This window comes from Streptomyces sp. SAJ15 (genome assembly GCF_007595705.1).
GTDB lineage: Bacteria > Actinomycetota > Actinomycetes > Streptomycetales > Streptomycetaceae > Streptomyces.
In genome coordinates, this window is the sequence record NZ_NISY01000014.1 from 1 (window position 1) to 20,654 (window position 20,654).

General features: G+C 75.0%; 12 protein-coding genes. 6 read left to right on the plus strand and 6 right to left on the minus strand.

The genetic code is table 11. The features are described from left to right. Window positions 1–95: 95 nt before the first annotated feature. The 3 genes from CD790_RS27845 to CD790_RS27855 form a co-directional block, all read right to left on the minus strand. Window positions 96–1,211 carry an abortive infection protein gene (locus CD790_RS27845; protein WP_144386137.1) on the minus strand — a complete coding sequence of 372 codons (1,116 nt, stop codon included), beginning with the start codon at window positions 1,209–1,211 and terminating at the stop codon, window positions 96–98. A 174-nt stretch (window positions 1,212–1,385) separates the two neighbouring features. Further along, on the minus strand, window positions 1,386–2,144 hold the full coding sequence (locus CD790_RS27850) for a DUF72 domain-containing protein (RefSeq protein WP_144386138.1): 759 nt from the start codon (window positions 2,142–2,144) through the stop codon (window positions 1,386–1,388). Then, entirely contained in the window at window positions 2,141–3,208 is a 1,068-nt protein-coding gene (locus CD790_RS27855; protein WP_144386139.1) for an ATP-dependent DNA ligase, read from the minus strand. Before CD790_RS27855 ends, CD790_RS27850 begins: the two co-directional genes overlap by 4 nt. A 110-nt stretch (window positions 3,209–3,318) precedes the next feature. Here CD790_RS27855 and ligD point away from each other — a divergent pair, with 110 nt between their 5' ends. Beyond that, window positions 3,319–4,332: a non-homologous end-joining DNA ligase gene (gene ligD, locus CD790_RS27860; protein ID WP_144386140.1), complete on the plus strand. Its 1,014-nt coding sequence runs from the start codon at window positions 3,319–3,321 to the stop codon at window positions 4,330–4,332. Window positions 4,333–4,654: 322 nt separating this feature from the next. Here ligD and CD790_RS27865 read toward each other — a convergent pair whose 3' ends face one another. After that, window positions 4,655–5,509, minus strand: a complete 855-nt coding sequence (locus CD790_RS27865) for a hypothetical protein (protein WP_144386141.1) — start codon at window positions 5,507–5,509, stop codon at window positions 4,655–4,657. Window positions 5,510–5,662: 153 nt separating this feature from the next. Between CD790_RS27865 and CD790_RS27870 the strand changes: the two genes are divergently transcribed. Beyond that, window positions 5,663–7,759 (plus strand): S41 family peptidase, encoded by a 2,097-nt coding sequence (locus CD790_RS27870; protein ID WP_260867932.1) that lies wholly within the window; start codon window positions 5,663–5,665, stop codon window positions 7,757–7,759. Window positions 7,760–7,935: 176 nt separating this feature from the next. Here CD790_RS27870 and CD790_RS27875 read toward each other — a convergent pair whose 3' ends face one another. Then, window positions 7,936–10,002, minus strand: coding sequence for an ABC transporter ATP-binding protein (locus CD790_RS27875; RefSeq protein WP_144386142.1), 2,067 nt, complete (start codon window positions 10,000–10,002; stop codon window positions 7,936–7,938). A gap of 684 nt (window positions 10,003–10,686) precedes the next feature. On the opposite strand from CD790_RS27875, the gene CD790_RS27880 reads away from it, so the two are divergent. Continuing rightward, entirely contained in the window at window positions 10,687–14,901 is a 4,215-nt protein-coding gene (locus CD790_RS27880) for a LuxR C-terminal-related transcriptional regulator (protein WP_144386143.1), read from the plus strand. A 58-nt stretch (window positions 14,902–14,959) separates the two neighbouring features. On the opposite strand, the gene CD790_RS27885 is transcribed toward CD790_RS27880, so the two are convergent. Beyond that, window positions 14,960–15,436: an N-acetyltransferase gene (locus CD790_RS27885; RefSeq protein WP_144386144.1), complete on the minus strand. Its 477-nt coding sequence runs from the start codon at window positions 15,434–15,436 to the stop codon at window positions 14,960–14,962. A gap of 250 nt (window positions 15,437–15,686) precedes the next feature. Between CD790_RS27885 and CD790_RS35350 the strand changes: the two genes are divergently transcribed. Genes CD790_RS35350 through CD790_RS27900 form a run of 3 tightly spaced genes read left to right on the plus strand, consistent with a single transcriptional unit; the run spans window position 15,687 to window position 20,638 of the window. Further along, the gene (locus CD790_RS35350) at window positions 15,687–16,877 is read left to right on the plus strand and encodes a 5'-methylthioadenosine/S-adenosylhomocysteine nucleosidase (protein ID WP_260867935.1); all 1,191 of its coding nucleotides are present in this window, start codon (window positions 15,687–15,689) and stop codon (window positions 16,875–16,877) included. A 42-nt stretch (window positions 16,878–16,919) separates the two neighbouring features. Further along, the gene (locus tag CD790_RS27895) at window positions 16,920–17,279 is read left to right on the plus strand and encodes a hypothetical protein (RefSeq protein ID WP_144386145.1); all 360 of its coding nucleotides are present in this window, start codon (window positions 16,920–16,922) and stop codon (window positions 17,277–17,279) included. Window positions 17,280–17,284: 5 nt separating this feature from the next. Then, window positions 17,285–20,638 (plus strand): tetratricopeptide repeat protein, encoded by a 3,354-nt coding sequence (locus CD790_RS27900; protein ID WP_144386146.1) that lies wholly within the window; start codon window positions 17,285–17,287, stop codon window positions 20,636–20,638. Window positions 20,639–20,654 lie beyond the last annotated feature (16 nt).

Consider the following 20,654-nt stretch of genomic DNA (forward strand, 5'->3'; position numbering starts at 1 on the left):
CCGAACCCGGAAGGCCCTCACCCATTCAAGATCCCTCAACCGAGACCTGGGTCACCCGTCCACAACCTCCCCGGACAGAACAGCTAGCCGGCGGTTCACCGGAAGCGCCGGGCCACCGCGTGGAAGGACTGCTTCGGCTCCCACTGACCGGTCTCCGCGTACCCGCGCGACGTCCCGGAAGGAAAGGTCCTGACCAGCGCGAAGCTGGCGATGTCCAGATCGTGCCGGCGGTCCGGGGAGTACGGCGAGTCGGGGGCGATGAAGTTGTAGACGAACGCCCCGTGCACCCCTTCGGCCTCGTAGAGGTCCAGCAACTCCGCTATCTCCGCCGCCTGTTCCCGCTCGTCGCGCACATAGCCGTCCTTGACCACCGGCGGGTTCCGCTCCCAGTCCACGGCCAGGAAGCCCGAACCGCCCTGGTCCCGTGCCCCGGTGAAGGTGCAGCAGCCGAACTCGGTGATCACGACGGGCTTGCCGTGCCGGTGCAGGTCGCGCACCTTCGCCGCGTACCCGGCCCGGTTCGCCGCGTCCCGGTAGAGATCCACCCCCACCACGTCGAAGCCGTCCCAGTCGACCTCCTCCCACTCCCCGGAGGTGTACGTGAGCCGCCCTCCGAACAGCGGCCGCACGGTCGCCGAGGCCCGGCCCAGGAAGGCGTTCAGCCGCTCCTGGAAGCCGGCCGACTCCGGGCGCCCCAGCGCCGCGGCGCGCTCCTGCCAGTCCCGGCCGGGCACCAGCCCGGACATGAAGATGCTCAGTTCGCAGCCGACCGAGACGCCGACACCGGCGTGGCGGACACGCAGCCGCTCGGCGGCGCGCGCCACCGCGGAGAGGAACGCGAGGGTTCGCTCCGCGTCCTGGTCGAACTGCCGCGGCTCGAACCACACGAACAGCCCGTGCGCGGCCGCGATCCGCGCGCTCTCCAGCAGCCGGTCGAGGTCGGAGCCGAGCAGCAGGATCGCGTTGCAGTGCAGCCGCTCCCTGACGGCCCTGATCTCCCGGCGCACGTACTCCGTCCGCCAGACCTCACGGTCGGTGTCGAAGTTGACGCCCTTGTAGGTGAGCGGGGCGGCGGGCCGCGCCGCCGCGACCCGGGTGCCGGGACGCGGAGTGGGCGTACGCGCCATCGCGTCGCCGCCGGCGTACACGGTGGTGGCGAGGGCCGCGCCGCCCGCGAGCAGGGAGCGGCGGCCGATCGGTGTCGATGTCATGGACCCAGGCTGACGTGGTGCGGTGGTGCGGCGCGTCGGCCATCGGGCGCGCGGCCGCCGACCGAAGTCGCCTTCCGGCGTTCTCTGCCGCGACCTTCGGCGCACCGATGCTACGGCGCTGCCGCGCCGATTGGCCGCGTCCCCGGATCCCTCCGGGCGACCGCCGCGACCGGTTCAGGAGAGGTCCGGGGTGCGGGTCACCGTCCGGCCCAGCCCGTCCGCGATCCGTGCGAACGCGCAGGCGTCCAGCACGGCCGCCCCACCGGGGTCGTTGTTGAAGTACGCGTACACGTCGGCCCCGTCGGGCCAGGCATCGGCCACCCGGCGCACCCAGGTGGTCAACGACTGGCGCCCGTAGCGCGGCCAGGGCTGGGCGCGGCCGTGGTGGAAGCGCAGATAGCCCCAGTCGGTGGTGGACCACAGCGGCGTGGCCGGGCGGCCCCGCTGGTCGGCCCAGCACAGCGCCGCCCCGTGCCGCTCCAGGACCGCGCGCACCTCCCCGGTCCACCACGAGTCGTGACGCGGCTCCACGGCGACTCGGACGCCGGACGGGAAGCAGTCCAGGCAGGTGTCGAGCAGCCCGACGTCGGCGCGCAGCGTGGGCGGCAGCTGGAGCAGGACGGGGCCGAGCCGGTCGCCGAGCCCCTCGGCGTGGGACAGCAGCCGCTCGACCGGCTCCTCCGGGTCGCGCAGCCGCTTGATGTGGGTCAGGTACCGGCTGGCCTTGACCGCCATCACGAACCCCTCGGGGGTGCGGTCCCGCCAGCCGGCGAACTGCTCGACGGTGGGCAGCCGGTAGAAGGCGTTGTTGCTCTCCACGGAGGCGAAGGCGTCGGCGTACGTCTCCAGCCACAGCCGCTGCGGGCAGCCCTCCGGATACAGCACCCCGCGCCAGTCCCGGTACTGCCAGCCCGAGGTCCCGACGACGATCACGCGGAGCCGCCGAGGATGGCGTTCAGGTCGTACCGCACCGGCTCCTCCAACTGCGCGTAGGTGCAGCCGCGCGGCTCGCGGTCGGGGCGCCAGCGGAGGAACTGTGTGGTGTGCCGGAACCGGTCGCCCTGCATGTGGTCGTAGCCCACCTCGCACACCCGCTCGCAGCGCAGCGGCACCCAGGCCAGGTCCTTCGTACCGGTCCAGCGGCTCGGCGCCCCCGGCAGGCGGGCCGCCTCGTGGGCGGCCTCCTCCGTCCACGACGCCCACGGGTGGCCGGCGGGCGACTCCATCCGCAGCGGCTCCAGCTCGGCGACGAGCGCATGCCGCTGGCGCATCGGGAAGGCCGCGCAGACCCCGACGTGCTGGAGCCGCCCGGCGTCGTCGTACAGCCCCAGCAGCAGCGAGCCGACCACCGGTCCGCTCTTGTGGTAGCGGTACCCGGCGACCACGCAGTCCGCGGTCCGGGTGTGCTTGATCTTGTACATCGCGCGGGCGCCGGGCCGGTAGGGCCGGTCCAGCGGCTTGGCGATGACGCCGTCCAACCCGGCCCCCTCATATCGCGCGAACCACTCCCGCGCCACGGCGATGTCGGTGGTGGCGGGCGCCAGGTGCACCGGCGGGGCGGCCCGGCGCAGCAGCCGCTCCAGGGTGGCGCGCCGCTCGGACTGCGCCACGTTCAGCAGCGCCTGGTCGTCCAGGGCCAGCAGATCGAAGGCGACGAAGTCGGCGGGGGTGCGCTCGGCGAGCATCCGGACCCGGGAGTCGGCCGGGTGGATCCGCTCGCTGAGCAGGTCGAAGTCGAGCCGCCCGGCGTGCGCGATCACGATCTCGCCGTCCACCACGCACCGCTCCGGGAGCTGCCCGCGCAGCGGCTCCAGCAGCTCGGGAAAGTAGCGGGTGAGCGGCTTGCCGGTACGGCTGCCGATGACGATCTCGTCGTGGTCGCGGTGCACGATGGCGCGGAAGCCGTCCCACTTGGCCTCGTACTGCATGCCCGGCGGGATGTCGGCGACGGGCGTCGCCAGCATCGGCTTCACGGGCGGCATGACCGGGAGGTCCATGCCCCGATTCTCCCGCGCGGCGACGCGCCGTGCCCGATGTGTCCGCCGCCGGTCCCCGCGGCGCCGCGTCCGATGTGCGGGGCCCCACCCGGGCGCCTACGGTAGCGAGCATGGGCGAGGCGGTGGAGCTGGACGCCGACGGCCAGGCCGTACGACTGTCCAACCCGGATAAGGTGTACTACCCGCAAGCGGGCCACACCAAGCTCGACGTCGCGCGGTACTACCTCGCCGTCGCCCCCGGCGTGCTGCGCGCGGTGTTCAACCGGCCGACCACGCTGGAGCGCTTTCCCGACGGGATCGAGGGCGAGTCCTTCTTCCAGAAGCGGGTGCCCCCGAAGCACCCGGACTGGCTGCGCACCACCACCATCTCCTTCCCCAGCGGCCGCACCGCCGACGAGCTGTGCCCCACCGGCATCGCCTCCGTGCTGTGGGCGGTCAACCTGGGCTGTCTGACCTTCCACCCCTGGCCGGTGCGCAGCGAGCGCCCCGACCACCCCGACGAGCTGCGCATCGACCTGGACCCGCAGCCGGGCACCGACTTCACCGACGCCGTGCGCGCCGCCCACGAGCTGCGCGCCATCCTCGACGGTCTGGGGCTCCGCGGCTGGCCCAAGACCTCCGGCGGCCGGGGCCTGCACGTCTTCGTGCCCCTCGAACCGCGCTGGACCTTCACCGGGGTACGCCGCGCGGCGATCGCGCTCGGGCGGGAGCTGGAGCGGCGGATGGAGGGCAGGGTCACCATCGCCTGGTGGAAGGAGCAGCGCGGCGAACGGATCTTCGTCGACTACAACCAGACCGCGCGCGACCGCACCATCGCCTCCGCCTACTCGCTCCGCGCCCGCCCGGGCGCCACCGTCTCCGCCCCGCTGACCTGGGACGAGCTCGACTCCGTCGAGCCCGCCGACTTCCATCTGGCCTCCATGCCGGGGCGCTTCGCCGAACGGGGCGACGTGCACGCCGACATGGAGGACCACGCGTTCTCGCTGGAAGGGCTGCTGGAGATGGCCGACCGCGACGAGCGGGACCACGGCCTGGAGGATCTGCCCTATCCGCCCGACTACCCGAAGATGCCGGGTGAGCCCAGGCGTGTGCAGCCGAGCCGTGCCAAGCGTCCCGCCCCCTAGCCATGGTCGGTCACCCGGTTGCCCCGCAGTTGTTGCAGCTCCAGCCGCCGTTGGGTCCTTGGATGACCGGGGCTCCGCAACGGGTGCAGGTCATGATGGCCTCCTCGAGTTCTGTCCCGTGAGTTCCGTCCGTCGCCACTGGGACGGGAAGGGCGCCGTGGTGGCTCCTTCACTGGACAGCGCCCCGGGCGCCACGTCAATCGGCCACGGGTACGGCACCGGTCGTAGTCGAACCGCGCGCCCGGCCCGGCCCCCTCGGCCGCCCGGGCGCGGCCGCCGCGCACTCCACGCGACCACCCCGTGGAACAGCGGGTTCCACCCCTCAGGAGGGTTCGGCGTGCTGTTCGGCCTCGCCGAAGCGGGCCAGCGCCAGGGCGCTGACGATCGACAGCACAAAGCCCAGCACGGCCACCGGAGCCCAGCCCTGCCGCGTCGAGTCGCCCAGCCAGACCACCCCGAACACCGCAGGTCCGAGGCTTTCACCGATCACCATCGCCGCCGTCGCGGCGGTGACCGAACCGGACTGCAAGGCGTCGACCAGGAAGACGAAGCCGCTGATGCCGGAGATGACCACCGCGTACGCCGTAGGCGCGGTCAGCAGCTCGACGACGTCGAAACCCGGCAGCATCCGTACGCTGATGGCGACCACACCGAAGCTCAGCCCCGCGACGAGGCCCAGCACCGCGGCCCGGTGACGCCGCACCAGGTGCTGCACGGCCGCGCCGGCCACCGCCAGCCCGATCGAGGCGCACAGCGTCGCCAGCCGCAGCAGCTCGTCGCCGTCGCTGCTGCCCTCCCGCCCGGCCGCGACGGCCAGCAGCGCCAGCCCGCAGCAGACCGTCGCCACCGCCACCCACTCGGCCCCGCGCAGTCGCACCCGCAGCAGCCACGCCGCGACCACCGCGGTGACCGCCAGCGACGAGGCGAGCGCCGCCTCGACGACGAAGATGGGAAGCAGCCGCAGCGACACCAACTCGCCAGCGAAGCCCAGCATGTCCAGGCCCACACCGGCGATGAAGGGCCAGCACCGCACCGCCCGCAGCAGCGTCCCCACCCCGGAGACCTCCCGGCCGTCCGCGGCGTCGGCCACCGCCATCCGCGTGCCCATCGCCTGCAGCACCGTCGCGGCACCCATGCACACGGCGGCGCAGATCGCGACGAACACTCCCAGTCCCATGCGTCGACGTTACGTCCCGTGACCGCCGTCCCCCGGCGTACGGGGGGTCCTGGGCGCCCGGTCGGGTGAACGTGTCGCGCGGGCGCTGTCCGGCCGTGCGATCCGGCCGAACACTGAGCCTGGCGCGGCACGTCCGGACAGTGGGAGGCATCCATGACGCAGGGCTCCGTCGTCTCGGCCGACGACTCCCCACCCCCGTTCATCGCGGAGGCGTCGGAGCCGGTGCGGCAACACCTGGCCGGCTCCGTGCCGCTGTCCGAGTTCCTCAGGGCCGCGGGCCTGCTGACCCTGGAGGAGCGCCGGCTCCTGGTGGACCAGGCCCTGATCCTCTTCGAGCAGAACTACGTCCACCTTCCACTGAAGATCGCGATGCACGCGGTCAACCCGGTGCAGCGGCTGAGGGTGCTGCGCCGACGTCTGGAGCGGCAGACCCCGGAGACCATGGGGGAGGAGTGGATGTTCCACGCCGAACTCACCGAGATCTTCCACTCGGTCCGGGATCTGCACACCAACTACATCCTGCCGGCCCCCTTCGCGGGCAAGATCGCCTACCTCCCGTTCCAGATCGAGGAGTACGTCGAGGGCGAGGGCGAGGGCGAGGGCGAGGGCGAGGGCGAGGGCCGGGGGCGCCGCTCCCGCTACCTGGTGACCCACGTCCTGAAGAACTTCACCGCCCCCGGCTTCCGGCGCGGCGCCGAGATCACCCACTGGAGCGGCATCCCCATCGAGGCGGCGGTCGGCCTCAACGCGGCGCGGTACGCGGGCAGCAACAACCCCGCCCGGCACAGCCGGGGCGTCCAGTCGCTCACGATCCGGCCGCTCAGCGTCCACCTCCAGCCGTTCGAGGAGTGGGTGACCGTCAGCTATACGGACCCCGACGGCGTCCCACGCGAGCTGCGCGAGAACTGGCGGGTCGTGGACAACCTCCCGGCCTTCGACGGCGACGACGGGGCCGCCGCGGCCGGGGCCCCGGGCCTGGAGGCGCGCGCGGCCGTGGACGAGGCAGCCGCCGAGGGCCGGGCCGCCGCCGGGGAACAGGCCGCCGTCGGGGATCGGGGCGCCGCCGCGCTCTCCCTGGGGCTGGACCTGGAGTCCGACGAGACCAACCGGGCCAAGATCTTCCTCTTCGCGCCCCATGTCATCGCGCAGCAGGACTCCGCACGGGCTCGGCAGCCGCTGCCCCACCTGCGCTCGGGAGAGGTGGAGAGCACCATGCCGCGGGTGTTCACGGCCCGCGCGATGCCCACCTCGTCCGGCGGGACCGTCGGCCACCTCCGCATCTTCACCTTCATGGTCGCCAACCCCAACGCCTTCGTGAAGGAGTTCGTCCGGCTGATCGGACTGCTGCCACAGGACGGCCTCATCGTCGACCTCCGCGACAACGGCGGTGGAAACGTCCTCGCCGCCGAGCAGCTCCTCCAGACGCTGACCCCACGCCGGATCACCCCCGAGCCCGTGCAGTTCATCAACACCCCGCTCAACCTGCGGATCTGCCGCATGAACCAGAGCAGCGAAGGCATCAACCTCGGTCCGTGGGTGCCGTCGATGGAACAGGCCGTCGAGATCGGCACGCCCTTCTCCAGCGCCTTCCCGATCACCCCCGAGAGCTCCGCAAACGCCCTCGGCCAGCAGTACTTCGGCCCCGTGGTGCTCATCACCAACGCGCGCTGCTACTCCGCGACCGACATCTTCGCCGCGGGCTTCCAGGACCACGGGATCGGCCCGGTGCTGGGGACGGACGACAACACCGGAGCCGGTGGCGCCAACGTCTGGACCCACGAGACCCTGCTGATGCTGATGAACGGGGAGCCGCCCTACGTGCCGCTGCCCAAGGGCGCCGGCATGCGGGTCTCGATGCGCCGCACCCTGCGCGTCGGCGCTCTCGCCGGCACCCCGGTGGAGGACCTCGGCGTGATCCCCGACGAGCGCCATCACATGACCCGTCGGGACCTGCTGGAGGACAACGCCGACCTGCTCGACCACGCGGCCGCCCTGCTGCGGACCCGGACGGCGTACCGGCTGGACATCGACGAGGTCTCCCAGGCCGACGGCGCCCTGCGGATCCAGCTGCGCACCGACCACCTGGACCGCGTGGACCTCTACCTCGACCAGCGGCCACGGGCCTCGGCCGACGTCGTCGACGGGCATGTCGACCTCACCGTCCCCGGCGCCGTGGGCGCACGGTCGGCCCGCGTGTGCGGCTTCGCGGCGGGCGAGCTCGTGGCGTGCCGCACCCAGCGACTCGGCTGACCGGAACCCGTACGACCGGGCGGAGCCTCTACGACCGGGGGCGGAGCTCGTGCGACCGGGGAGCGCTACGACCCACGCGGAGCTCGTACGGCCGGGCGAAGCTCGTACGGCCGGGCGGTGTCCCGGACCGGGCGGAGCGCTACGGCCGGGCGCGCCGCCGCCCCCGCGGCGTGGTGTCACGGTGGGCCGACCGTCGCGGCGCCCGAGTCGTCGCCCGTGCCATGGTCGCCACCGGGTTCGCCTCCGGACCGGGGGCCGCCGCCGCTCGGCCCGCTGCCGTCACCGGGCCGGGGCGGGGTCGCGGGGGCGGCACCGTACTGGCTGGCCTGTCGGCGGAACATCGAGGCGTAGCGGCCCGCGCGGGCGAGCAGTTCGCTGTGGGAGCCCTGTTCCACCAGCCGCCCGCCGTGCAGCACATGGATGACGTCGGCGTGCTGGACGGCGGCCATCCGATGGGTGACCAGCACCACCGCGCGGTCGGGGCCCGCCAGTGACCGGATCTTCTCGAAGCAGGTGATCTCCGCCTCCGGATCCAGCGCGGAGGTCGGCTCGTCCACCACGATCAGCGGGGCGCCGCGGTAGACCGAGCGGCTCAGCCCGAGCTTCTGCCACTGTCCGCCGGACAGCTCCACCCCGCCGCGCATCTGCCGGGCGAGCAGCGTGTCCAGCCCGCGCGGCAGCTGCGCGATGACCGCGTCCGCCCCGGAGAACGCGGCCACGGACTCCAGCGAGCCCTCCGCGTCCCCCTCCTCGGGGGCGCGCTCCGGCCGCCCGATGCGGATGTTGGTGCCCGCGGTGAAGGGCCAGCGCTGGAAGTCCTGGGTGAGGATGCCGGTGCGGGCGAACACCTGCTGCCGGTCGGCGGTGGTCAGGTCCAGGCCGTCCCACAGGATCCGGCCCGACTGCGGCAGATGGAGCCCGGCCAACAGTTTGACCAGCGTGCTCTTGCCGCCGCCGTTCTCCCCCACCAGGGCGGTGACCGTGCCGGTGCGGATGGTCAGCGACACCTCGCGCAACGCCGGGACGTCCCGGCCCGGGTAGGTGAAGCTGACGTTCTCGAAGACGATCTCCTCCGGGACGGCCGGCAGGTCCGCGCCGCCGTCGGGGATGGCGCGGACGGCCGCCTCGCGCAGGAACCGATCCAGGTCGTGGACGTACAGCCCCTCCTCGTGCAGCCGGTTCAGGCTCATCACCAGCGCGCCCAGGGTCGCGGAGCCGGAGCGGATGGCCAGCACCGCGGTGCCGGCCGCGGCGATCTCCACATGCCCGGCGACGATCAGCGCGGCCAACGCCGCGTAGGTGACCAGCGTGGCGAGCCCGGACAGCGCCGCGGCCAACAGCTCGGTGAGGGCCTTCTCACGGGCCAGCCGGGTCTGCTCGTCCTCTGCGGTCTCCGCCATGACCCGGTAGTGGCCCAGCAGGAAGCCGCCCACTCCGTGCACCCGCACCTCGCAGGCCGCCTGCCGAGAGGTGAGCATGCTGCCGATCAGCCGTCCCGCCCGGACGTGCTCCAGCCAGTTCATCACCGACGCGTAGCGGCGCTGGGCCACCCGCATGGCGCCCCAGCCGCGCGGCGCGGCGATGAGCACGAGCATGGGCAGCAGCAGCGGGTGGAGCACCGTCAGCACCCCGGCGGTGGCGACCATGGTGAGCAGCCCGTGCACGGTGCTCACACAGGCGCCGAGCATATGCCGGGCGGCGCCGGCACCGGCCTGGGCCGCGTCGATCAGTCGCCGGAACTCGCCGTCCTCGGCCGCCTCCAGCTCCACATGGACGGCCGCGTGCAGATAGCGCTCGGTGGCCAGCCGGTCGATCTTCGGCTCCAGCCGACCGGCCGCCGCGGTCGACGCCGAACCGAGCACGGCGCCGACGGCCGAGATCAGGGCCACCGCGACCAGCGCCGGCAGCGCCGCCTGGAGCCGGTGCTCCGGATCGCCGCCCGCCAGCAGCGCGCCCAGGGCCGCGTTGACCGCCAGCAGCCGGAGGGCCTGGCTGACGCCCTGGCCGAGCTGGCACGCCCCCACGGTCAGCAGCGCCCGGCGGTCCGTCTCCCACGCCAGCCGCACCGTGCAGGCCACCAGCCGGGGCAGCGCACGCATCGCCGACGGCAGGGTCGTGTCGAGGGTGGCGTAGTCATGCCCGGTGAAGCCCAGGTCGTACCGGAGCGCCCCGCCGAAGAGCGCCCGCTCGCTCTCGGAGACCACCGGGCCGGTCGCCCGCGGCCGCGCGAACAGCCGCCTCATCCGTCCGCCGGCCCCCTCCCCGGCCCGCCCCCCGGACCCATCCCCGGACCGTCCTCCAGGCCGTTCTCCAGACTGCTCCCGAGACCGCTCTCCAGACCGCCGCCGCACGCCGCCGCGTCACCCGCCTTTCCGCCCCGCGCCCTGGGCGGGCACGTCGATGGACCTGACCACGCCGTCCGACCAGGGTGGCGGAGACCGCGCCCGGACCACCAGCGGAGCGGGTTCACCCGCCGGTAATGGACTAGGGTTGATGAACTCTGCGCTTGCTCACGGCATATGAGGGGGCGTCGGCTTCGCCTGCCCGCGCCCCGCGCGGTCGGCCGTCGCGACCGCGGCCACGCCCCGTGCGGTCGGCCGTCGTGGCCGCGGCCACGCCCCGTGCGGTCGGCCGTCGTGGCCGCGGCCACGCCCCGTGCGGTCGGCCGTCGTGGCCGCGGCCACGCCTCGGCGACCCCTGCGGCCATGCCTCGGCGTCGTGACCGCGGCCGGGCCCCGGCGACCCCGCGGCCATACCCCGGGCGACCCCGCGGCCGTGCCCCGGCTCCGGCCGTCGTTCCGGCCCGGCGCACGCCCCGGCGGCGGCCGGCCCGGGTGGTGATCTTCGGTGATCGGCGGTTGAGTGGAGGTTCCGGGCGAAGCGCGCGGGCGGCCCCCTCGCCCTGCCGTGAAACCCAGGTGACAGCCATGCGCACAGCAGCTCCCGCGACCCCGCGACCCGAGCGGGCGGGGACGGTGCCCGGCACCGGCCCCGGCCCGCTGCTCGTCGCACGGCTGACGATCCCACCGCCGCCGCGGGTCTTCGTACGGAGGCAGGCGCTGTGCGCCCGCCTCTGTGCCGGGGCACAGGGGCCGCTGACCCTCATCACGGGCCCGCCCGGGTCGGGGAAGACCGTGCTGGCCGCGGACTGGGCCGGGCAGGCCCACGCCGGCCTGCGGGTCGGCTGGCTGACGGTGGACGCCGGCGAGCCGCCGGGCGCCTTCTGGGCCTATCTGCTGCGGGCGCTGCGCCGCCAGGGCGTGCCCCTGCCCACCGACCTCGTCGCGCCCCGCACCGGCGTGCCCGGCCGGCCCCTGCTGGCGCGCCTCGCGGCGCAGCTCGCCGCCTGCCCCGACCCGCTCGTGCTCATCCTGGACGAGTTCGACGCGACCGCCGCACCACCGACCGCCGACGCCCTGCACTTCCTCCTCCGGCACGCCGCCCCGCGGCTCCGCCTGGTCGTGACCGGCAGGAGCGACCCGCCGCTGCCCCTGCACCGCTACCGCGCGGCCGGCGACATCACCGAGCTCCGCACGGCCGATCTCAGGTTCGGCGAGGACGAGACACGGGAACTGCTGCGCGGACACGGACTCGAGGTCGCAGCGGCCGAGGCCCGCGCCCTCAACGCACGCACCGACGGCTGGGCGGCCGGGCTCCGACTGTGCGCCCTGGCGATGCGACACGCGCCCGAACCGGCCGCGTTCGTCCGCGACTTCGCCGCCGAAAGCACCGCGATCGCCGACTACCTGCTCGCCGAGGTGGTACGGGTACAGCCCGCCGCCACCCGCGATCTGCTGCTGCGCGTCAGCGTCGTCGAGCGCGTCCACCCCGACCTCGCCGACGCGCTCACCGGGCGCGACGACGCCGCCCGCGTCCTGGCCCGACTGCACCGTGACAACGCCTTCGTCGAACGGATCGACTCGCTGCCCTGGTACCGGCTCAACCCGGTCCTCGCCGAGGTGCTCAGGGCCCGGCTGCGCTCGGGCCACCGCGGCCTGGAGGTCGAGCTGCGCCGCCGCGCCGCCCGCTGGCTCGCCGCCGCAGGCCGGCGCGACGACGCCGTCGCCCAGGCGGCCGCGGCCGGTGACTGGGACTTCGCCGCGGGAGAGCTCGTCGGCGGCCTGTCGATCGGGCGGCTGCTGACCGGCCCGGAAGCGGAACGGTTCAGCGCCGTGTTCGACGCCATGCCCGACGGCCTCCCCGGCGCCGCCCCCGCCCTCGTCACCGCCGCCCGCCGGCTCGCCCAGCACGACGCCGCCGGCTGCCACGCCGCTCTCGCCCGCTGCCCCGACCCCCTGCCCGACCCGGCGTCGGCCTTCACCCACGACTTCCTGAAGACGCTGGCCGGTGGTCTGACCGGTTGGGGCGACGACGCCCCGCGGGCCACCACCCCGGACGGTGCCGCCGCCCCAGCCCCCCGCCCATCCCGGCTGCCCCGGACGACCGTGGTGAACGGCGGGGACGGAGCGGACGGGACGGCGAACGTCGACGCCCTGGCCGTATCGAGCGTCCCGGGGCCGGAGCCCGGGTCTCCCGGGTGCGACCCGGTGCCGGGCGCGGACGTGGTGGCCTGCCTGCGCGCTGCCGGCCTCGCCTTCCCGGCCGTTCCGACGACGACGGCGACGGCGGAGGCCGAGACCGCGAGCGGCGAACGCGGCGCCGCGGGCACGGCGGAGCGAGTGGGGGTGAGGGGCGGGGAAGTCCGGGGCGCGGCGACGGAGGTCGACGGCGCCGCGGCCGGAGGTGTGGTTTCGGGTGGCCACGTCGGGGGCTCGGCCGGCCGTGGTGCGGTGGTGGTCGCGGGTGGTGGCGGCACGGTGGATGTCGCGACCCGCCCGGCGACTTCGACCGACATGGCTGACGCTGTGGGTGCCGGAGACGACGCGCTCGACGGCGCTGGCTGTGCGGGCGACCCGGCCGGCCGATCCGGATCGATGCCCGGGGTGGCGGACGCCGTGGACGCTGGTCTCGGCTTCGGCGTCACGGAGGGCACGGGGGCGGCGGCCCGGCATGCGGACGGCAGGGCCCCGGGAGGCGGCCTGGCCGGCTCGGCCGCCGACGGCGGCGCGGGGACCGGCGCCGCCGGTGCGGCCCCGCTCAACGGCACGGGCCGGGCGGACCGCGCGCGGAGCGCCGGCGCGGGCGACGTGGCGGCAGCCGGCGGGGACCACCGCCCGCGCGGGACGCCCCGCCCGGCGGCCGCTCCGGTCGACGCTCCGGAACCGGTCGACGCTCCGGAACCGGTCGACGCTCCGGAACCGGTCGACGCTCCGGAGCCGGGCGTCGCAGTGGAATCGGCCGCCGAGATGGAACCGGCTGTGGCGCCGGAACCGGCCGCCGAGGTGGAACCGGACCCGGCGGCGGAAACCGCCGTAGGGGAGGAAACAGCACGGGCGGTGGGATCGGCCGTAGCGGTGGCACCGGAGCTGGCGGCGGAATCGGCCGTCGGAACGGACGGCGGGCGCCGCAGTGGGAACGCCGTCGGCGGCGGGCCCCTCGCGGAGGCCCGGGGCGCCGGGGCGGGTCCCGACCCGATCGGGCACGCGGCGGACCACGCCCTGCGGTCTCTACGGCGACTGCCGCCGAGACTGGTGGAGGAACACCCCGAACTCCCCGCGATGCTGCGCTCCGGGCTGGGGTACGCGCAGCTGCGCGCCGGGCGTCTGGACGAGGCACAGGCCACGCTCGCCGAGGCGGTGGCGGCGTGCGAGGCGTTGCGGGCGGAGGCCCCGCGCCCCGAGTGTCTGGAGCGGCTGGCCATGGCCGAGCTGCTCAGTGGCCGGATACGACGCGCGGAGGCGCACGCGCGCCAGTCCCTGGCCGCCGCGGACCGCTCGGGCGTTCCGCCCAGTGGCCGTGCCGGCCTGGGTGAGTTGGTCCTGTGCGCGGCCGCCACGGAACACGACGACCTGCCCGCCGCCCGCACCCACCTGGCCTGTGCCGTCACGCGGCCCGGGCTGCGCCACGACCCCGTGGCGGCCGTCACGGCCGCCGTCGTCGCCGCCCGGCTCGCGGTGGCCGAGGGCGCGTGGGAAGGCGCACTGAAGACGCTGCGCGACGCGCGAGCGGCCGTGGCGCGCCACGCCCTCGGGTACGGGTCGGTACCCGGCTGCGGGTCGGTACCCGGCTACGGGTCGGCGTCGGGCCGGGGATCGACACCCGACTACCGGCAGGCACGCGGTGAGGGACCGGTCCCGAGCCGTCGGCCGTCACCCGCCACGGAACCGTCACCCGACAAGGGACCGGTGTCCGACAGGGGACCGGCGACCGAAGGGGAATCGGCGCCCGACCGGGTACGGGAGTCCGGCCACGGGTGGCCGCCTGCCCATGGATCGTCATCTGCCCACGGTTCCCCACCCCGCCATGCGACGTCACCGGGCCACAGGTCGGAACCCGGCAATGGGCCGGCACGGGCCCACGGGCCGTCATCCGCCCACCTTCGGCGGTCCGGTCCGCGCCCGCTGTCGGAGGGCCGGGTCTCCGGGTGGGAGGCGGACGCGCTGGCCACCGCGGAGGCCGCGGCCCATCTGGCGCACGGCGACGCCTCGGCGGCGCTGACCACCCTGGCGACGGTCGCCTCGCACCGTACGGACCACGAACTGGCCCTGGCCCGAGCCCTGCTGGCGGCGGACCGAGAGCGGCAGGCGGCGGACGTCCTGGCGGCGCTGCCGTGCGCGGTCAGCACGCCCGCGGCCACCCGCACCCGCATCCTGCTGCTGCGCGCGCAGGTCGCGGCCCGGTCCGGGGACGGAAGGAGCGCGCGTCGGCTGCTGTCCAGCGCCATGGAGCTGGCCCGGCCCGAGCGGCTCCGCCGGCCGTTCCGGGAGGCGGACGGCTGGCTGTCGGAGCTGCTGCGCGCCGAGCCCGAACTCGCCCGCGCCCACCGCTGGCTGGCGACCCCGGACGGAGGCGCGACCATCCCGGAGGAGGGCGGTCAGCCGGTGGTCGTGGAGTCGCTCAGCCGCCGCGAGCGGGACGTCCTGCGGCAGGCGGCCCAGATGCTCTCCACCGACGAGATCGCGACCGAGCTGCGGGTGTCGGTGAACACGGTGAAGACCCACCTGAAGAGCATCTACCGGAAGCTGGGCGTGCGGCGGCGTGGCGACGCGGTCCGTACGGCCCGCGAACTGGGCCTGCTCTAGCGTCGCCTGCCGTGAGGAGCCCCACGCCCGATGTGCGCGAGTGGCGTACGGGCGCGAGTCAACGACCGGGGTACCGGACCTCCGGGAACGGCCACCGCGATGCCAACCAGTCGCGCACGGCCTCGTACAGGGGCCGGTCCAGCGCGGCCCGGTCGGCCCGGACCCAGGACCGCACCTCGATGTGTCCGGGATCGGAGCGCGACGGGTAGATGTACACACACCCGACCACGTCCTCGCCACCCTCGGGCGTGGTCTCCAGGACGGTGTAGGTGAAGCCGGACCGCCGGGCGAAGTCGTCCGCGTGCCGCTCCAGGTCACGGAGGTTGTCCGCCTCCGACATCCCGTCCGGGGGCGGCCAGCCGCGGCCCTCGAAGCCGGGTGTGGTCCGGATGTGCTCGATGCCGGAGGTCCACGCGGCGTGGTCGGCCTCGTTGTGCCGCGGCCCCAGGGGCTCGAGCCGGAAGTCACGGGTCGTCAGCTCCCGCGGCACGGCGAAGTCTTCGGGGACGATCGGGCGCGGAGAAGGATGGGCCATGGGCCCGAGGCTATGCGCGCACGCCCGGGCGCGGCACGTGAATATCGCCCCAGGGAACGGAGGAACGGAGGAACCGAGGAACGGAGGAAGGCCCGCAACGGAGGAAGGCCCGCAACAGAGGAACAGAGCAAGGCCGGAGCGGAGCAACAGAACAAGGCCGGAGCGGAGGAACCGGAGGAGGAAAAGCCGTCGATGTGATCCAGGCCACCCGTTCGGAGTAGTCTCGGACGGCCGACAGTGAGGAACCTCCGTGAGCACTGACGCCCCCGCCACCGTGGTGGTGCTGACCGCCCTCGACTTGGAGTACCAGGCCGTTCGCGCCCATCTGACCGGGCTGCGCACGCGGTCCCACCCCGCGGGCACCCTGTTCGAGGTCGGGCGGTTGGCCGCGGCCGACGGCGGGGCGGGCGTCGACATCGCCCTCGCGGTGACCGGAGAGGGCGGCCCCGGCGCCGCGGTGCTGACCGAGCGCGCGATCGCCACCTTCCGGCCGCGGGCGCTGCTGTTCAGCGGCGTCGCGGGAGGGTTGAAGAACGACATCGAGCTGGGCGACGTCGTGGTCGCCACCAAGATCTACGCCTACCACGGCGGCAAGGACGAGGACGACGGCTTCCACGCGCGTCCCCGGGCCTGGGAGGCCCCGCACGAACTCGACCAGCTCGCCCGTCACCTCGCCCGTACCGGAGCCTGGACCGACCGCCTCCCACCCGGCCGACGGCCGCCGCCCCAGGTGCACTTCAAACCCATCGCCGCCGGCGACGTGGTCCTGAACTCCCGCAACACGCCGCTCGCCGAGCAGTTACGCCGCACCTACAACGACGCCGCGGCGATCGAGATGGAGAGCGCCGGGGTCTCCCACGCCGGGCATCTCAACCGCTCCCTGCCCGTCCTCACCGTCCGCGGGATCAGCGACAAGGCCGACGGGCTCAAGCGCCCGACGGAGGACGCCACCTGGCAGCCCGTCGCCGCCGCGCACGCGGCGGCCTTCGCGGTCGCGCTGGTGACGCGGCTGACCGGGCCACGACCGGAAGGAGCGGAGGGCGCCGAGAGGGACACGGAGGCCGAGGCGGACGCGGTGAACGCGGCGGCGGCCCCGGCCGCCCCGGCGGCCCGGGTCGCGGCTCCCACGCCACCGGCCCCGCCCCCCGCCTCCGACACCCAGCACGTGATCGCGCAGGGTGGCGCGGCGTTCGGCGTCCTCAAGGGCGACATGCATCTGCACCAGGGGGTCCCGGTGCCCGCGCCGCCGCGGCGCACCTGGAGCCTCGGCCCCGCCTGGGCGCCACTGGCCGACCCGGTCCACCCCCTCTGGCAACCGGGCCTGACCGAACCGGAGATCGAAGAGGAGGGCCCGGTGCTCGGGCTCCACCTGGTGCCCGTCGACGAGGCCCAGCGGTTCGACCCACGCGCCCGGGGAACCCTGATGAACCAACTCCACTGATTCTGCCGCGGAGCACTCGCGATCCCCGCCCACAGCCTGAGCGTGCGCTTCTCCGACGCGGCCGTCTGGGTGGAGTCGCACGGCATCGATCGCCCCCTCGTGGGTGTCGCCGTGTGCTACAGCGGGCAGCGCTCCGTCTGGCTGCCGCTGCACCTCCCCGACACCCCCGACGTGCAGGTGCTCGCCGACCAGGTCGGTCGGGCGGTGCGCACCCTCTGCGACGTCGACCTGCCGGCTCCAGGGCGGGTGGCACCGGCCCTCGACGTCCTGCGCCCCGGAAGGGCGCCCTTCCGCGTGCCGCCGCGGGACTCCCTGCCCTTCCATGAGCTGACCGGCCCCCTGGCGTCGGACGTCGCGGTCGAGCTCGCGGCACGGCTGGCCTTCCCCCACCTGGGGCCGTGAGCCGCATGGACGAAGAGCACGCGGGGCACGCGGGACACGCAGGGCACGCGGGACACGGGGGACACGAGGAGCACGCGGCGAGCGAGTCGCCGGCGGCGCAGCACGTCGAGGTCCAGGCCGGCTTCGGCTATGGCGTCGTCGGCGCCGACCTGCATGTCTTCGGCGACGGCGTACCGGTCTACCTGCTCCTGGCCTGGGACCCGGCCGGGCGGGCGCCGACGCCGTGGCTACGGGAGTTACCCAGCCGGATGCTCAACGCCCGTAACGCCGTGGTGCCGTTCACCGGGCGCGCGGAGGAGCTCGACGACCTGCGCGCGTGGCGGGAGACCGGGCCTCGGCTGGCCGTCCGGTGGCTCTACGGGCCCGGAGGCCAGGGCAAGACGCGGCTGGCCCACGAGACGGCCGCCGCGGCCGCCGCGGAGGGCTGGCTGGTGGCGTTCGCGGTGCAGGGGATGGGGCCGATCCACCCGCCGCCGGGGAGCCAGGACCTCCGCGCGGACGACGCGGCCGGCGTTCTGCTGATCGTCGACTACGCGGACCGCTGGCCGCCGTCCCACCTGACCTGGCTGCTCAGCAACGCACTGCTGCACCGCGCGACGACCCCCGCGCGCGTGCTGCTGCTGGCCCGCACCGACACCATGTGGCCGGCGCTGCGCGCCGCGTTGGAGCCCCTCTACGCGGGCGCCTCCTCCCGGCGGCTGGAGCCGGTGCCGGACGCCGACGGGGCGCGCGCCGAGCTGTTCACCGCCGCCCGCGACGGCTTCGCCGCCCTGTACGGCGTCCCCGAGCCGTCCGCGATCGAGCCGCCCGGACCGCTCCACCACCCCGACCTCGGGCTCACCCTCGCGGTGCTCATGGCCGCCCTGGTGGCGGTGGACGCCCGGCACCGCGGACGCCGTCCGCCCACCGACGTCGCCGGGCTGACGCTCTACCTCCTCGACCGGGAACACCTGCACTGGGCGACCCTGCCGGGGGACGAGCGGCATCTGCTCCCCGACCCCGCCGACGACGGCGGTCGTTCCGGCCGCTCCGGGGGTGAACCGGCCCCACGGCCGTACCGTACGCCGCCCGAGGTCATGAACCGGACCGTCTTCGTCGCCGCTCTCACGGGCGCCCTGCCCCGGGCCGCGGGAGCGGAGCTGACCCGGCGGCTGCTGCCCGGGCAGGACGTGGAGCAGGTCCTGGCCGACCACGCCGTCTGCTATCCGCCGACCGCCTCCGGAGTCGTCTTCGAACCGCTCTACCCCGATCGACTCGCCGAGGACTTCCTGGCACTGACGCTGCCCGGACACGGCGCCGAGTACCCGGCTCGGGACTGGGCCGCCGAGACCACGGTGGCGCTGTTGGCCCGGACGCCGGACGGGACCGCCCCGAACTGGCTGCCCCGCACGGTCTCGGCACTGGCGGCGGCCGCCGCCCGCTGGCCGCACGTGGGCCGCGGCCACCTCTACCCCCTGTTGCGCCGCGATCCGCGGCTCGCGGTGGAGGCCGGCGGGGACGCCCTGACCACCCTGGCGAGCGGGCCGGACATCGAGTTCGGACTGCTCGAGTCGATCGAGCCGCACCTGCCGGGGCGCCGGCACGTCGACCTCGACGCGGCGGGGCTCGCCGTCGTGGGCAGGCTCACCGCGCACCGACTCGAAGCCGCCGAGGACCCCGCCACGCGCGCCCGGCTCCACACGGACCTGGGCTGGCGACTGAACGCCACCGGACGTCGGGAGGAGGCACTCACCGAGACCCGACGGGCCGTCGACCACTACCGCCGGGCCGCCGCGGACCGCCCCGACGAGCCGGACCCCGACCTGGCGCACGCCCTCGCGAACCTCTGCTACGCCCTCTCCGACCTCGGCCACCGCGAGGAGGCCCGGAGCGCGGCGGAGGAGGCCGTGGTCGCCTACCGCCTGCTCGCCGCGACCGGTCTGTCAACCTCGCCGCCGGCCGCCGCCGACCCCTCGGCCCGGGCTGGCCCGCTCCGCCCGACCCCGACCCCGCCCCCGGGGCCCACCGGCGCCGACGGACACGCGGCCGACCTGGCGCACGCCCTCAACACCCTCGGCACGACGCTGGCGGCCCTCGGCCACCACGAGCGGGCGCTGACGGCCTGTGAGGAGGCCGTCGCGCTCTACCGCGCCATGGTCGCGGCGCGACCGAACGGCGGAACGGCGGCGAGATCGGAGACGGACGCGGAAACGGACGCGGAAACGGGCCCAGAGACGGACGCGGGCCCGGAGACGGACTCGGGCCCGGAGACGGATGCGGAGACGGGCGCGGTCTCGGGCACGGGCACCGGTGCGGCGGCCCCCTCCGCGGAGGACGATCCCCTGGTGCCCGACCTCGCCGCCGCGCTGGACAACTCCGGCCTGTGGCTCACCCGGCTGGGCCGGTACGAAGAGGCGTTGGCGGTCACCGGCGAGGCGTCGGCGATCTACCGAAGGCTGGCCGCCGCCCGCCCGGACGAGTACCTCCCCGACCTGGCGGCCGCCCTCACCAACCACGGGATCCCGCTGCTGGAACTGGGCCGGCTCGACGAGGCGTTGACGGTGATGGCCGGCTCGGTCGAGGCGTACCGGAGGCTGTCCGAGACGCGCCCCGAGGCGTTCGAACACCACCTCGCCACCGCGTTGAGCAACCTCGGCAGCCCGCTGTGGAGCCTGGGCCGGGTGCGGGAGTCGCTGGCGGCCAGCGTCGAGTCCGTCGAGATCCGACGCCGGCTGGCCGCCGCCCGGCCCGACGTCTTCACACCGGACCTGGCCACCGCGCTGAACAACCTCTCCGTGGACCTGCTGGCGGACGAGCGGCCGGTCGAGGCCCATGCCGCCGCGCACGAAGCCGTCGTGCTCCGCCGGCGCCTCGCCGAGGAGGACCCGCTGAGCTACGCGCCGTACCTGGCCTCCGCACTGTCCAACGAGGGCAACGCGCTGCTGGCGCTGGACCGGGCCGAGGAGGCGGTGACGGCCGGCGCCGAGGCGGTGGCCGCCTACCGGAGCCTCACCGACACGCACCCGGACGCCTACGCGGCGCTGCTCGCGGCCGCGCTCACCGGCCATGGCGCGGCGGTCAGGGCGGCGGGCCGGCCGACGGAGGCCCTGGACGCGCTCGCGGAGGCGGTGGCGCTGCGCCGCCGGCTGACCGCCGAGCGCCCCGATGCCTTCGCCGCCGACCTGGCCGCGGCGCTGGTCGAGCTCGGTGACCATCTGGCCGCCCTCGACCGACCCGGTCCGGCGCGTGCCGCCGCCGCCGAGGCGATGGCGCGTTACGAGAGCCTGGGCGAGGGCGCCCGTGCCAACCCGATGGTCGCCGACGGGCTGGCCAAGGCGCTCGCCCTGCGCGCCGCGCTGCCGGCCCTCTCCGACGACTGACGGACCGGAGCGCGTC